Source organism: Streptomyces sp. NBC_01750 (assembly GCF_035918095.1).
Classification (GTDB): Bacteria; Actinomycetota; Actinomycetes; order Streptomycetales; family Streptomycetaceae; genus Streptomyces.
Map to the genome: position 1 here is coordinate 2,900,586 of NZ_CP109137.1, position 13,338 is coordinate 2,913,923.

Sequence of the window (13,338 nt, forward strand, 5' to 3'; positions counted from 1 at the left end):
AGAATCGTCTGACATGGGGATAGTCGCCGGGCTGGACAGTTCGTCTGCATTCACGCGCATCGTCGTCTGTGACGCGGACACGGGCGCCGTGCTGCGCCAGGGGTACGCACCGCACCCCGTCGAGGCGAAGGCCACCGAGATAGATCCGCAGGCCTGGCTCCTGTCGCTCGGTGAGGCCGCGACCGGCGGGCTGTTGGAAGGCGTACAGGCCATCGGGGTGTCCGCGCAGCAGCACGGACTGCTGGCGCTGGACCGGCAGGGCAATCTCGTACGGCCCGCACTGCTCGGCAATGACAAACGGGCGCAGGTCGCGGCGGCGGATCTGATCGACGCGCTGGGCGGGCGGCAGGCATGGGCCGAAGCCGTCGGCTCGGTGCCGCAGGCCGCGCAGCCGGTGTCGAAGCTGCGCTGGATGGCGCGCTCCGAGCCGGAGCTCGCGCAGCGGGTCGCGCTGGTGATGCAGCCGCACGACTGGCTGGTGTGGCAGTTGCTCGGCCGGCCCGTCCGCAGGACCACGGACCGCGGCGGCGCCTCCGGCACCGGGTACTGGTCCGCGGGCAGCGGGTCCTACCGGCCCGATCTGGTGGAGCTCGCGCTCGGGCACCAGTGCGCGCTGCCCGAGGTGCTCGGTCCGGCCGAGGCCGCGGGGATGACGCCCGAGGGGCTGCTGATCTCGGCCGGGACCGGCGAGACGATGGCTGCGGCGTTCGGGCTCGGCGTCGGGGTCGGCGACGCGGTGGTGTCGCTCGGGGCTTCGGGTTCCGTGATGGCCGTGCACCATGAGGCGCTGGCCGATCCGAGCGGGATGATCACGTCGTTCGCCGACGCGACCGGGATGCATCTGCCGGTCGTGCACACACTCAACGCCGTACGGGCGCTGCGCGGAACAGCCGAGCTGCTGGGTCTGGAGAACCTCGACGAGCTCTCCGCGCAGGCGATGAAGTCGACGCCGGGATCGTCCGGGCTTGTGCTGCTGCCGTATCTGGAGGGCGAGCGGACTCCGCAACTGCCGCACACCGCGGGGACGCTGAGCGGTCTGCGGCGCGAGTCGATGAAGCCCGAGCATCTGGCGCGGGCCGCGTTCGAGGGCATGCTCTGCTCGCTCGCCGACGCGATGGATGTGCTGCGCGGGCGCGGGGTCGACGTGCGCAGGGTCTTTCTGCTGGGTGCGGCCGCCGGGCTGCCCGCCGTACAGGCCGCGGCGCCCGCGATCTTCGGGGCGCAGGTCGTCGTACCGCAGCCCGCCGACTATGCGGCACTGGGTGCGGCCCGGCAGGCCGCCTGGTCGCTCGGCGTCTCGCAGGGGACGCTGTCTCCGGGCGCTCCGCCGGCCTGGCAGGGCGCGGCCGCGCAGGTCTTCGAGCCCGGTGAGAATCTGGCGGTGGGTCAGGCGGTTCGCCAGCAGTACGGTGCGACGCGGGACCAGATTCATCCGGGGGCGTTCAACCCGACTTCTTGACCCCGCCTTGGGTTAATCGCTTGAGGTTCCAGGGGTGGAGTGCCGGAAGATGGGGTGACCCCCCGATCTTGCCGACCTCGAGAGACTGCGCGTGCTGATACGACTACTGCGGACGCACTTGCGTCCGTACAAGAAACCCATCGCCCTGCTCGTGGCTCTCCAGCTGCTGCAGACCAGCGCCACCCTCTATCTGCCCACCCTGAACGCGGACATCATCGACGACGGTGTCGTGAAGGGGGACACGGGTTACATCCTGGAAATCGGCGCGCTCATGATCGCCATCAGCCTCGTCCAGGTCTTCTGCAATATCGGAGCCGTCTTCTACGGCGCCAGGACCGCGGCCGCGCTCGGGCGGGATGTCCGGGCGGACGTCTTCGACCGGGTGCAGAGCTTCTCAGCGCGGGAAGTCGGGCACTTCGGTGCGCCGTCGCTGATCACGCGTACGACCAATGACGTCCAACAGGTCCAGATGCTGGTCCTGATGGCGTTCACGCTGATGGTGTCGGCGCCGATCATGTGCGTCGGCGGCATCATCATGGCGCTCGGCCAGGATGTGCCGCTGTCGGCGGTGCTGCTGGCCGTGGTGCCTGTGCTGGGCATCGCGGTGTCGCTGATAGTCAAGAAGATGCGTCCGCTGTTCCGCACCATGCAGGAGCGTCTGGACACCGTGAACCGGGTGCTGCGGGAGCAGATCACCGGCAACCGCGTCATTCGCGCCTTCGTACGGGACGAGTACGAGAAGGAACGCTTCCGCGAGGCCAACACCGAGCTCACGAACGTGTCGCTGTCCACCGGCCGGCTGATGGCGCTGATGTTCCCGACCGTCATGACGGTGGTGAATGTGTCGTCCATCGTCGTCGTCTGGTTCGGTGCTCACCGGATCGACAGCGGTGCGATACAGATCGGCGCGCTGACCGCGTTCCTCGCCTATCTGATGCAGATCGTGATGGCCGTGATGATGGCCACCTTCATGTTCATGATGGTGCCGCGCGCCGAGGTCTGTGCCGAGAGGATCGAGGAGGTCCTGGGCACGGATTCGAGTGTGGTGCCGCCGGCCGAGCCGGTACGGCAGCTGCGCAGACGCGGACATCTGGAGCTGCGGGGCGCCGAGTTCCGCTATCCGGGGGCCGAGGAGCCGGTGCTGCGGAGCGTCGAACTGGTGGCGCGGCCCGGCGAGACGACCGCGATCATCGGGTCGACGGGCAGTGGCAAGTCGACCCTGCTGGGTCTCGTACCGCGGCTGTTCGATGTGACGGGCGGCGAGGTTCTCGTCGACGGCGTGGATGTGCGCGAGCTCGATCCGGCGCTGATGGCCAGGACGGTGGGGCTCGTGCCCCAGAAGCCGTATCTCTTCTCCGGGACCGTGGCCACCAATCTGCGCTACGGGAAGCCCGCCGCCAGTGACGAAGAGCTGTGGCAGGCGCTCGAAGTGGCGCAGGCCGCGGACTTCGTACGGGAGCTGGAAGGCGGGCTGAACGCGCCGATCGCCCAGGGTGGGACCAATGTCTCCGGCGGGCAGCGGCAGCGGCTCGCGATCGCCAGGACACTGGTGCAGCGGCCCGAGATTTTCCTCTTCGACGACTCCTTCTCCGCGCTGGACTACGCCACGGACGCTGCGCTGCGCCGGGCACTGGCGAGCGAGACCGCGGAGTCGACCGTGGTGATCGTCGCCCAGCGAGTGTCCACCATCCGTGACGCCGACCGGATCGTGGTGCTGGACGAGGGGCAGGTCGTGGGGACGGGAAGCCACCACGAGCTCATGGAGAGCAACGAGACCTACCGCGAGATCGTGCTCTCGCAGCTGACGGAGGCTGAGGCCGCATGAGCGGGCCGGGCGGACGCATGATGATGGGCCCCACCGAGCGGTCCATGGACTTCAAGGGCTCGGGCAAGCGGCTGCTGCGGCAGCTCGCGCCGGAGCGGGCCACGCTGTGGACGATGCTCGGCGCGGGTGTGCTGAGCGTGGCGTTGGCGGTGGTCGGGCCGAAGATTCTGGGGCAGGCGACGGACCTGGTCTTCGCGGGGGTCGTCGGCCGCGGCATGCCGGCCGGGACCAGCAAGGACCAGGCGATCGAGGGCCTGCGGGACAAGGGCGACGGCGGGCTGGCCGACATGCTGTCCGGGGTGGACTTCACGCCCGGCAACGGCATCGACTTCGACGCCGTAGCCAATGTGCTGCTGGTCGCGCTGGCCGTGTACGTGGCCGCCGGGCTGCTGATGCTGGTGTCGACGAGGCTGTCGATCCGGGTGATCAACCGGACCATGTACCGGATGCGCGAGGACGTACAAGCGAAGCTGTCGCGGCTGCCGCTGTCGTACTTCGACCGGGCCAAGCGCGGCGAGGTGCTCAGCCGGGCGACGAACGACATGGACAACATCTCGCAGACCATGCAGCAGACCATGGGACAGCTGATCAACTCACTGCTGACCATCGTGGGCGTGCTGGCGATGATGTTCTGGATCTCGCCTCTGCTGGCGCTGGTCGCACTGGTGACGGTGCCGGTGTCGGTCTTTGTGGCGACGAGGGTCGGCAAGCGTTCGCAGCCGCAGTTCGTGCAGCAGTGGAAGTCCACGGGCAAGCTCAACGCCCATATCGAGGAGATGTACACGGGCCACGCCCTGGTGAAGATCTTCGGACGGCAGGACGAGTCGGCGCAGGCCTTCGCCGAGCAGAACGAGACGCTGTACGAGGCCGGTTTCAAGGCCCAGTTCAACAGCGGCGTCATGCAGCCGCTGATGTTCTTCGTCTCCAACCTCAACTACGTGCTGGTGGCGGTCGTCGGCGGCCTGCGGGTCGCGACCGGCACACTGTCGATCGGCGATGTGCAGGCGTTCATACAGTACTCGCGCCAGTTCTCGATGCCGCTGACCCAAGTCGCGTCGATGGCGAACCTGGTGCAGTCGGGCGTCGCCTCGGCCGAGCGGATCTTCGAGCTGCTGGACGCGCAGGAGCAGCAGCCGGACTCCCCATCGGCCGAGCGGCCGAAGCAGCTGCGCGGTCAGGTGTCTTTGGAGAAGGTGGCCTTCCGGTACGAGCCGGAGAAGCCTCTCATCGAGGATCTGTCGCTGAGCGTCGAACCCGGTCACACGGTCGCGATCGTCGGGCCGACCGGCGCGGGCAAGACCACGCTGGTGAATCTGCTGATGCGGTTCTACGAGGTGACGGGCGGCCGGATCAGCCTGGACGGCGTGGACGTCGCGAAGATGTCGCGTGAGGAACTGCGGTCCGGGATAGGCATGGTGCTCCAGGACACCTGGCTGTTCGGCGGCACCATCGCGGAGAACATCGCCTACGGATCCTCCCGCGAGGTGACCCGGGAGGAGATCGAGGAGGCGGCGCGGGCCGCCCACGCGGACCGGTTCGTACGGACCCTGCCCGACGGCTACGACACGGTGATCGACGACGAGGGCTCGGGCGTCAGCGCGGGCGAGAAGCAGCTGATCACCATCGCGCGGGCGTTCCTCTCCGACCCGGTGATCCTGGTGCTGGACGAGGCGACCAGTTCGGTCGACACCCGCACCGAGGTACTGATCCAGAAGGCGATGGCGCGCCTGGCCCACGGCCGTACGAGCTTTGTCATCGCACACCGGCTCTCCACCATCCGGGACGCGGATGTGATCCTGGTGATGGAGAACGGCGCGATCGTCGAACAGGGTACGCACGACGGGCTGTTGGCGGCGAACGGCGCGTATGCGCGGCTGTACGCGGCCCAGTTCGCGCAGGCGGTCGTGGAGGTGGAGTAGCCCCGCGCGGTCCTGGGCGTCCTAGTCGAGATAGCCGCGGAGCTGGTCGGCGAAGGCGTGGTCGCGCAGCTTGTTGAGGGTCTTGGATTCGATCTGGCGGATGCGTTCGCGTGTCACGCCGAAGATCCGGCCGATCTCTTCGAGCGTGCGCGGCCGGCCGTCGGCCAGTCCGTACCGCAGCTGTACGACTTTCCGTTCCCGCTCGCCAAGGGTGGACAGGACCGCCTCGAGGTGTTCGCGCAGCAGCAGGAAGGCTGCGGACTCGACGGGCGACGCGGCGTCGCCGTCCTCGATGAGATCGCCGAGCGCGACGTCGTCCTCCTCCCCCACGGGGGCGTGCAGGGAGACCGGCTCCTGGGCGAGCCTCAGCACCTCACTGACCCGCTCGGAGGGCAGGTCGAGGTGGACGGCGACCTCTTCGGGAGTGGGTTCGTAACCGCGCTCCTGGAGCATCCGGCGCTGGACCCGTACGACCCGGTTGATCAGCTCGACGACATGGACCGGCACCCGGATGGTGCGTGCCTGGTCGGCGAGGGCCCGGGACATGGCCTGGCGGATCCACCAGGTGGCGTAGGTGGAGAACTTGTAGCCGCGGGCGTAGTCAAACTTCTCAACTGCCCTGATCAGGCCCAGGTTTCCCTCCTGGACAAGGTCGAGCATGGTCAGTCCGCGCCCGACATAACGCTTGGCGACGGAGACGACGAGCCGGAGGTTGGCCTCGATCAGCCGGCGCTTGGCCATCCGGCCCATGACGACCAACTTGTCCAGGTCAATGGCTAGTTGGGAGTCAAGGTCAGGAGTGCTGAGGAGCTTCTCCTCGGCGAACAGACCTGCTTCGACGCGGCGCGCCAGGTCGACCTCCTCGACCGCCGTGAGCAGCGGGATCCTGCCGATCTCCCGCAGATACTGCCGGAAGAGATCGGACGAGGGCCCGCCGCTGTCGACACGGCCGCCGGCCCGCGACTCAGGTACGGGCACTTCCACCGGATCCTCGACAACGGTCTCAGGGACAGCTTCTGGCACCGCCTCGGGGTGATGTACGGCCCGGCTCTGCGCGGGGACCTGCGCGGAGACTGCCGCGGCAGAGTCTGTCTCGGTCAGGGTCTGGGTCTGCACGGGGGCGACCTCCAGGTGATCGCTGCCGGTTCGGGGGTGTGCGGCAGCGGGACGGAGGCGGCCGGGCCACTTTCCGTCCCGTACACGATGAGCGGATCCGCGGGGGTCAGGGGGCCACTGTGGATCGACCGGCCACACTCCGAGGACTCAGGCACCGCACCCAGTGTGGGGTACGACACATCGCTGCCACGAGGGGCGTGCGGTGACTTTTTGAGTCCCGTGCGTGACCGGGTGGTTACCGAGGGGGGATCCGCGGACGGCTAGAGAGCGTCAGCGCCCTGGTTGCGGAGGGACTGGGCGTACTGCTGGAGCACCCAGAGTTCGTTCGCGACGGCCGTGTGGTGCTCGGGTTCGGCGTTCGGGCCGAGTCGGGCGAGGGTGCCCTGGACGTCGCCGATACGGCGGTCGACCGCGCGCAGGCGGACCTGGACCAACTGGGTGCCGGCATAGATCTCGTCGACCGTCCTGGCGTGGATGGCCTCCACGGCAAGCTCGGTGACCATGGCCCGCACCGTGTCGTTCGGTGCGGCGTCCCGGACCCGGGCGAGATAGTCGGGGGTGTCCTGGGTGCCCTGTTCCGCGCCGCCCGCCTCCGCGATGGTCTGGCGGACCGCGGCGTACGGCGGGGCGGTGAACTCGTCGACGCCGTACGCGTCGAAGGCCGGAGAGACCAGGCCCGGGTGCTGGAGCGCGAGTTTGAGCAGCTCGCGTTCGGTGCGGTGGGTGGGGCTGCGCAGATTGAGGGCGGGGCCCGCGGGGATCTGGTGGGCGCCCTGCCGCTCGTACGCCTGAGGGGTCCGGGACTGCATCGCCGGGCCGCGGCCACCGCGGTCGCGGGCCCAGCGCGCGAGCTGCGCGACGCGCTTGACGACGAACTGGGTGTCGAGGATGCCGAGGATGCCCGCGAGCTGCACGGCCGACTCGTGCTGGATGGCGATGTTCTTGATGCCGGCGACAATCGGCGCGGCCTCGTCCAGCGCGGCGGCCCGGCCCGCGGGCGTCTCCAGATTGTGGCGCGTCACGCTGTGGCGGATGGCGAACTCGAAGAGCGGCGTGCGGGTTTCGACCAGTTTCTGCACCCCGCCGTCGCCCTCCGCGAGACGCAGTTCGCAGGGGTCCATACCGCCCGGGGTGATCGCGATGGAGGTCTCCGCGGCGAACTTCTGGTCGTCCTCGAAGGCCCGCAGCGCGGCCTTCTGGCCGGCCGCGTCGCCGTCGAAGGTGAAAATGACCTCGGCGGTGGCGTTGTCCATCAGCAGCCGGCGAAGGATCTTGATGTGGTCGCCGCCGAAGGCGGTGCCACAGGTCGCGATGGCGGTGGTGACGCCGGCGAGATGGCAGGCCATGACATCGGTGTAGCCCTCGACGACCACGGCCCTGCTGGTCTTGGCGATCTCCTTCTTGGCGAGATCGATGCCGTACAGCATCTGGGACTTCTTGTAGATGCCCGTCTCAGGCGTGTTCAGGTACTTCGGGCCGTTGTCGCTCTCGTACAGCTTGCGCGCGCCGAAGCCGACGACATCGCCGGAGATGTCGCGGATGGGCCACATCAGCCGGCCGCGGAAGCGGTCGATGGGGCCGCGGCGGCCGTCCTGGGAGAGGCCGGAGAGGATCAGCTCCTTGTCGCTGAAGCCCTTGCCGCGCAGGAAGCGGGTGAGGTGGTCCCAGCCCTGCGGGCTGTAGCCGACGCTGAAGTGCTGGGCCGCGGCCTGGTCGAAGCCGCGCTCGGCGAGGAACTTGCGGCCGGTCTCGGCCTCCGGCCCGCTCTCCAGCTGCTCGATGTAGAACTGCGCGGCGATCTTGTGCGCCTCCACCAGGCGGATGCGCTCGCCGCGCTGATGGGTGGGGTTGTACCCACCCTCCTCGTAGCGCAGGGTGATGCCCGCCGTCGCGGCGAGGCGCTCGACCGTCTCCGAGAAGGAGAGATGGTCGATCTTCATCACGAAGGCGATCGTGTCGCCGCCCTCCTGGCAGCCGAAGCAGTGGAAGAGACCCTTGCTCGGGCTGACCTGGAAGGAGGGGGACTTCTCGTCGTGGAAGGGGCAGAGGCCCTTGAGGTTTCCGCCGCCGGCATTGCGCAGCTGGAGGTACTCGGAAACGACGGCGTCGATCGGGACCGCGTCCCGTACCGCCTTCACGTCGTCATCGTTGATCCTGCCTGCCACGCGTGAAGTCTACGGTGGCGCTGCGACACTCCCGTCAGCTGTTGAGGGAAGTGAGCGGTACGGACGGGTCGCCGAGGGCTTCGGGGTCCACGGGTGTTCCGCCGCGGATCAGCTGCTGGATGGGGTCGGTGACGTCCCACACATTGACGTTCATCCCGGCAAGCACCCTGCGGTCCTTCAGCCAGAAGGCGATGAACTCCCGCTTTCCGACGTCGCCGCGGAGGATGACCTGGTCGTAGGAGCCGGGCGGCGCCCAGCCGGAGTACTCCATGCCCAGGTCGTACTGGTCGGAGAAGAAGTACGGGATGCGGTCGTACGAGACGTCCTGACCGAGCATCGAGCGGGCGGCGGCGGGGCCGCCGTTGAGGGCGTTCGCCCAGTGCTCCACGCGCAGCCGGGAGCCGAGGAGCGGATGGTGGGCGGCCGCGACATCGCCCGCGGCGTAGATGTCGGGGTCAGAGGTGCGCAGGCCCGCGTCGACGGCGATACCGCCGCCGTGGCCCCGGTCGGCGAGCGCGAGGCCGGCGCTCTCGGCGAGTGCGGCGCGGGGGGCGGCGCCGATCGCGGCGAGAACGTCGTGAGCCGGGTGTTCCTCGCCGTCGTCGGTACGGACCGCGAGCACCATGCCGTCCTGCCCGGTGATCTCGGTCAGGCGGGCGCCGAAGTGGAAGCGGACACCGTGCTCGCGGTGCAGCTCGGTGAAGACCTGGCCCAGCTCGGGGCCGATGACGTGGTGCAGCGGGGTGGCCGCCGGCTCGACGACGGTGACCTCGGCGCCGTAGCCGCGGGCGGCCGCCGCGACCTCCAGGCCGATCCAGCCCCCACCCGCGATGACGAGCCGGCCGTTGTCGCGGCCCAGGACGGTGAGCACCTGGCGCAGCCGGTCGGCGTGGGCGAGGCGGCGCAGATGGTGGACGCCGGCCAGGTCGGTGCCGGGGATGTCGAGGCGGCGCGGCTCGGCGCCGGTGGCGAGCAGGAGTTTGTCGTAGTGGAGGACGGTGCCCTCGCCCAGCCGTACGGACTTGGCATCGCGGTCGATGGCGACGACGGTCTGACCGAGGTGCAGTTCGACGTCGGCCTGGGCGTACCAGGCGGGTTCATGGACGAAGACGCTGTCGCGCTCCTCCTTGCCCGACAGATAGCCCTTGGACAGGGGCGGGCGTTCATAGGGGTGGTCGCGTTCGTCACCGATGAGGATCACTCGTCCGGTGAACCCTTCGGCGCGGAGGGTCTCGGCGGCCTTGGCTCCGGCCAGTCCACCGCCGACGATGACGAATGTCCGATGTGCGTCGACCACTTGATGCCTCCTCTTTGCTTCTACGCCGTTCAGCCTTCAGCGAGCGTCCCGCACGGAGCGTGATGGCGGAAGAGGGAGTCATCCCTGGGCGTGTCATCTCGGACGTGCCGACAAGGCTCCGCCCTGCGCTCCGGGCAGCTCAACGGCGGGCCGTGAGCTGGGTGTGGAGCGTACGCGCGGATGCGTCCGTGAGGGACGCGAGCTGGTCGACGATCACCCGCTTGCGCGCCCGGTCGTCCGGCGCGGCGTCGAACAGGGCATGGAACTGCGGGTCGAGACTCTCCGGGGCACCGGCCGTCAGCGCCTCGGCCAGCTCGGCCAGCACGATGCGCTGGTCGGCTCGGATGGCCTCCTGTTCGGCGCGCTGCATGACATAGAGGTCGGCGACGGCCTTGAGGACCGCGCATTCGTTGCGGGTGGCGCGCGGGACGACCAGCTCGGCGGCGTACCGGGTGAGCCGGCCCGATCCGTACGCCTGGCGCGTCGCGGCCTCGGCGGCGAGGCAGAAACGGCCGATGAGCTGGCTCGTCGCATCCTTCAGCCGGGCCTGCGCGACGGCAGAGCCGTCGTAGTGGTGCGGCCACCACTCCTGGTCGACGAGCCGGTCGAGGGCCTCGGCCAGCTCCTGCGGATCGGTGTCCCGGGGTACGTACCGCCCGATCGCCACCGCCCAGATGTCGCTCCGCTCCGGCTCGGCGAGGAGGAGACCGGGGTCGAAATGGCCGGCGTGCAGACCGTCCTCGAAATCGTGCACGGAGTACGCCACGTCGTCGGACCAGTCCATGACCTGGGCCTCGAAACATTTGCGGTACGCCGGTGCGCCCTGGCGGGCCCATTCGAAGACCGGCAGATCGTCCTCGTACACGCCGAATTTCACCGAGCCGGGATCGGTGGGGTGACCGCCGCGCGGCCAGGGGTATTTGGTGGCGGCGTCCAGAGCTGCCCGGGTGAGGTTGAGGCCGACGCTGACAAGATCGCCGCCCGTCGCGGCAGCGGCAGAGGTCACCGCCTCGCTGTGGACGAACCGCTTGGGCTCGATACGGGTCAGCAGCCGCAGCGACTGGGCGTTGCCCTCGAAGCCGCCGCAGTCCTTCGCGAAGTCGTTGAGCGCCTGCTCGCCGTTGTGCCCGAAGGGCGGATGGCCCATGTCGTGGGCGAGGCAGGCTGCCTCCACCAGATCGGGGTCGCAGCCGAGCGCCGCGCCCAGTTCCCGACCGACCTGGGCACATTCCAGGGAGTGGGTGAGCCGGGTGCGCGGGCTGGCGTCCCATGCCTGGTTGCGCGTGCCGGGGGTCACCACCTGGGTCTTGCCTGCGAGGCGGCGCAGCGCGGAGGAGTGCAGCACGCGCGCGCGGTCGCGCTGGAAGGCGGTGCGGCCCGGACGCTTGTCGGGCTCGGCCGCCCAGCGCGCGGTGGCCGCCTCGTCGTACGCGTCGTGGCCGGCGGGGTCGTTTGAGGTGGTGCTGGTGGTGCCTTCCATGCACCGAAGGTAACCGGAGCCGGCCACAGCCGGGGGCTGCGGGTGGGCTAGGCCGGAGTGAGTTCGCGCCGTTGAGAGGCGTGCGGCGTGCTCACGGCGTCGTCGTAACGCTGCAGCAGCAGCCGGGCCAGGGCGGGGTGCGCACCGAGCGGGGCGGCGGCGATCCAGGGCGCGACAGCGGCGCTGCGGGTGGCGAAGAGGCCGGGGGACGCGAAGTAGGAGGCGACGGCGATCCGGTGACGGCCGCGGGCGGTGAGCGCGCGCACGGCCGCCGGGACGGTGGGCGAGACGGCGGAGGCATACGCGGCGACGACGGGCACTCCGCCGAGGCGCTCGCTGAGCAGGTCGGCGGTGCGGCGGGCGTCGGCGACCGAGTCCGGGTCACGGGATCCGGCGGCGGCCAGGACGACTCCGGCGCTGCGGCTGGTGCCGTCCTCGGGACGCCAGCCCGCATCGGCGAGACGGGAGCAGAGCGCCTCGACGAGGAGGGGGTGCGGGCCGAGCGGGGCGGCGATGCGTATGTCCGCGCCGGGGACGGCCGCGGCGGCCTGCGGCAGATCGTGCTTGACGTGATAGCCGCGGCTCAGCATCAGCGGTACGAGGACGGCCCCGGCGCCGCTCAGCCTGTCACGCACCTCACGCACTTCGCGGACATCGCGCACCTCACGCACCTCACGCACTTCGCGGACATCGCGCACCTCACGGACATCGCGCACCTCGCGTCTCTCGCCGCCGAGCGCCGCGAGCGTGTCGGAGAGCAGCGGCTCGTTCAGCTCGATGTGACCAAGACGGACATCGAGCCTGGGACGCAGTTCGCGGACCTGGTCAAGGAGCGTGGTCACGGTGCGCAGGGCGCGCGGGTCGCGGCTGCCGTGGGCGACTGCGACGAGGGCGGGCGGCCGGTCGGTCAGAGGCATAGGCCTGCGGGTTCCGTTCAGTGTGACGTGGCTGAGCTGGGTGCCGAGCTGGGCCGTGATGCGCGTAAGAAGCTGCGCGGTGGTGTCGAAGGGCAGGGACTCTCCAAGGTGTGCCGACTCCGTCATGAACCGATCCTGACGGGCTCAGGTTGCCGGGTCGTTGCGTGAGGGTGACGGGTGTTTTCCACGGGCTCACCGGCTGCCCGACTGCGTTGTCAGACCCGGCACCGACCGTGATCGAGATCACTGCCGGCCGCGTGGCCGGCGACAGGCCCCGACCGCGACGCGACGGCAACCTCCGGTGCCGTGGACCGAACCAATCGGCCCCGATCCGCGTCTGACCAGGCGTGAAGGCATCGCAGGCATCCAAGGCGTCAAAAACACCCAAAGCGCCGAAAACACCGAAAGCAGCCAAGGCTCCGAAGCCGACGAAGTCATCAGGACCGAAGCTGCTGCGGCTCCCGAAGCTGCCGCGCGCCCGGCGCACCCAGCGACGGATCGTGCAGACGATCATGCTCGCGTGCGTGTTCGCGCTCGCGCCCGCGACCTGGATGCATGCCGCCGCCGACAGCCGGGTCCGCACCGTCGCCGAGGTGCCCGCACAGGATGTCGCCGTCGTCTTCGGGGCCGGGCTGTGGAAGGGCCGGCCCACGCCCTACCTCGCGCACCGGCTCGACGCCGCCGCCGAGTTGTACCGGGCGGGCAAGGTCAAGGTCGTGCTGGTCACCGGCGACAACAGCAGGGTCGAGTACGACGAGCCGGATGCCATGCGGACATATCTCAGCGCTCGCGGAGTGCCGGACGGGCGCATCGTCAGCGACTACGCCGGCTTCGACACCTGGGACTCGTGCGTCCGCGCCAAGAAGATCTTCGGCGTGGAGCGGGCGGTCCTGGTGACGCAGGGCTTCCACATCCGGCGGGCCGTCGCCCTCTGCCAGGCGGCCGGAGTCGAATCGTACGGCGTCGGGGTCACCGAGCCCCATGACGCGACCTGGTACTACGGCGGGACGCGGGAGATGTTCGCCGCCGGCAAGGCGGCGCTGGACGCCACGCTCACGCCGGATCCGCGATTCCTCGGCGCCAAGGAGCGCGGTGTGAAGGAAGCGCTGGCCGCAGCGGCCGGGTGACACGCGGCGACACGAGCGCCACGGCGGCCGACG

Annotated in this window: 8 protein-coding genes and 1 pseudogene; 4 read left to right on the plus strand and 5 right to left on the minus strand. The window is 69.7% G+C overall.

The annotated features are described in order from the left end of the window. The first annotated feature begins 13 nt into the window (after positions 1-13). The 3 genes from OG966_RS13130 to OG966_RS13140 all read left to right on the plus strand — a co-directional run bounded on the left by OG966_RS13130 (position 14) and on the right by OG966_RS13140 (position 5,203). On the plus strand, positions 14-1,459 hold the full coding sequence (locus OG966_RS13130) for an FGGY family carbohydrate kinase (RefSeq protein WP_326649766.1): 1,446 nt from the start codon (positions 14-16) through the stop codon (positions 1,457-1,459). Between the two features lie 91 nt (positions 1,460-1,550). Further along, on the plus strand, positions 1,551-3,284 hold the full coding sequence (locus OG966_RS13135) for an ABC transporter ATP-binding protein (RefSeq protein WP_326649767.1): 1,734 nt from the start codon (positions 1,551-1,553) through the stop codon (positions 3,282-3,284). Continuing rightward, positions 3,281-5,203 (plus strand): ABC transporter ATP-binding protein, encoded by a 1,923-nt coding sequence (locus OG966_RS13140; protein WP_326649768.1) that lies wholly within the window; start codon positions 3,281-3,283, stop codon positions 5,201-5,203. The genes OG966_RS13135 and OG966_RS13140 overlap by 4 nt, the downstream gene beginning before the upstream one ends. 21 nt (positions 5,204-5,224) lie before the next feature. Here the strand turns inward: OG966_RS13140 and OG966_RS13145 are convergent. The 5 genes and pseudogenes from OG966_RS13145 to OG966_RS13165 form a co-directional block, all read right to left on the minus strand. Further along, positions 5,225-6,474, minus strand: a pseudogene (locus tag OG966_RS13145) (RNA polymerase sigma factor). 105 nt (positions 6,475-6,579) lie between these two features. After that, positions 6,580-8,484, minus strand: coding sequence for a DNA primase (gene dnaG, locus OG966_RS13150; RefSeq protein ID WP_326649769.1), 1,905 nt, complete (start codon positions 8,482-8,484; stop codon positions 6,580-6,582). Positions 8,485-8,518: 34 nt separating this feature from the next. Beyond that, positions 8,519-9,781 carry an NAD(P)/FAD-dependent oxidoreductase gene (locus tag OG966_RS13155; protein ID WP_326649770.1) on the minus strand — a complete coding sequence of 421 codons (1,263 nt, stop codon included), beginning with the start codon at positions 9,779-9,781 and terminating at the stop codon, positions 8,519-8,521. Between the two features lie 139 nt (positions 9,782-9,920). Then, on the minus strand, positions 9,921-11,261 hold the full coding sequence (locus OG966_RS13160) for a deoxyguanosinetriphosphate triphosphohydrolase (RefSeq protein ID WP_326649771.1): 1,341 nt from the start codon (positions 11,259-11,261) through the stop codon (positions 9,921-9,923). A 47-nt stretch (positions 11,262-11,308) separates the two neighbouring features. Next, positions 11,309-12,304 (minus strand): sirohydrochlorin chelatase, encoded by a 996-nt coding sequence (locus tag OG966_RS13165; protein WP_326649772.1) that lies wholly within the window; start codon positions 12,302-12,304, stop codon positions 11,309-11,311. A 323-nt stretch (positions 12,305-12,627) separates the two neighbouring features. On the opposite strand from OG966_RS13165, the gene OG966_RS13170 reads away from it, so the two are divergent. Beyond that, positions 12,628-13,305 carry a SanA/YdcF family protein gene (locus OG966_RS13170; RefSeq protein WP_326655179.1) on the plus strand — a complete coding sequence of 226 codons (678 nt, stop codon included), beginning with the start codon at positions 12,628-12,630 and terminating at the stop codon, positions 13,303-13,305. Positions 13,306-13,338: the final 33 nt, after the last annotated feature.

What these genes read in the sequence shown, in the direction of transcription:
- OG966_RS13130 (WP_326649766.1), top strand. Translation starts at nt 14, where the DNA reads ATGGGGATAGTCGCCGGGCTGGACAGTTCGTCTGCATTCACGCGCATC.
- OG966_RS13140 (WP_326649768.1), top strand. Translation starts at nt 3,281, where the DNA reads ATGAGCGGGCCGGGCGGACGCATGATGATGGGCCCCACCGAGCGGTCC.
- OG966_RS13160 (WP_326649771.1), bottom strand. Translation starts at nt 11,261, where the DNA reads ATGGAAGGCACCACCAGCACCACCTCAAACGACCCCGCCGGCCACGAC.
- OG966_RS13165 (WP_326649772.1), bottom strand. Translation starts at nt 12,304, where the DNA reads ATGACGGAGTCGGCACACCTTGGAGAGTCCCTGCCCTTCGACACCACC.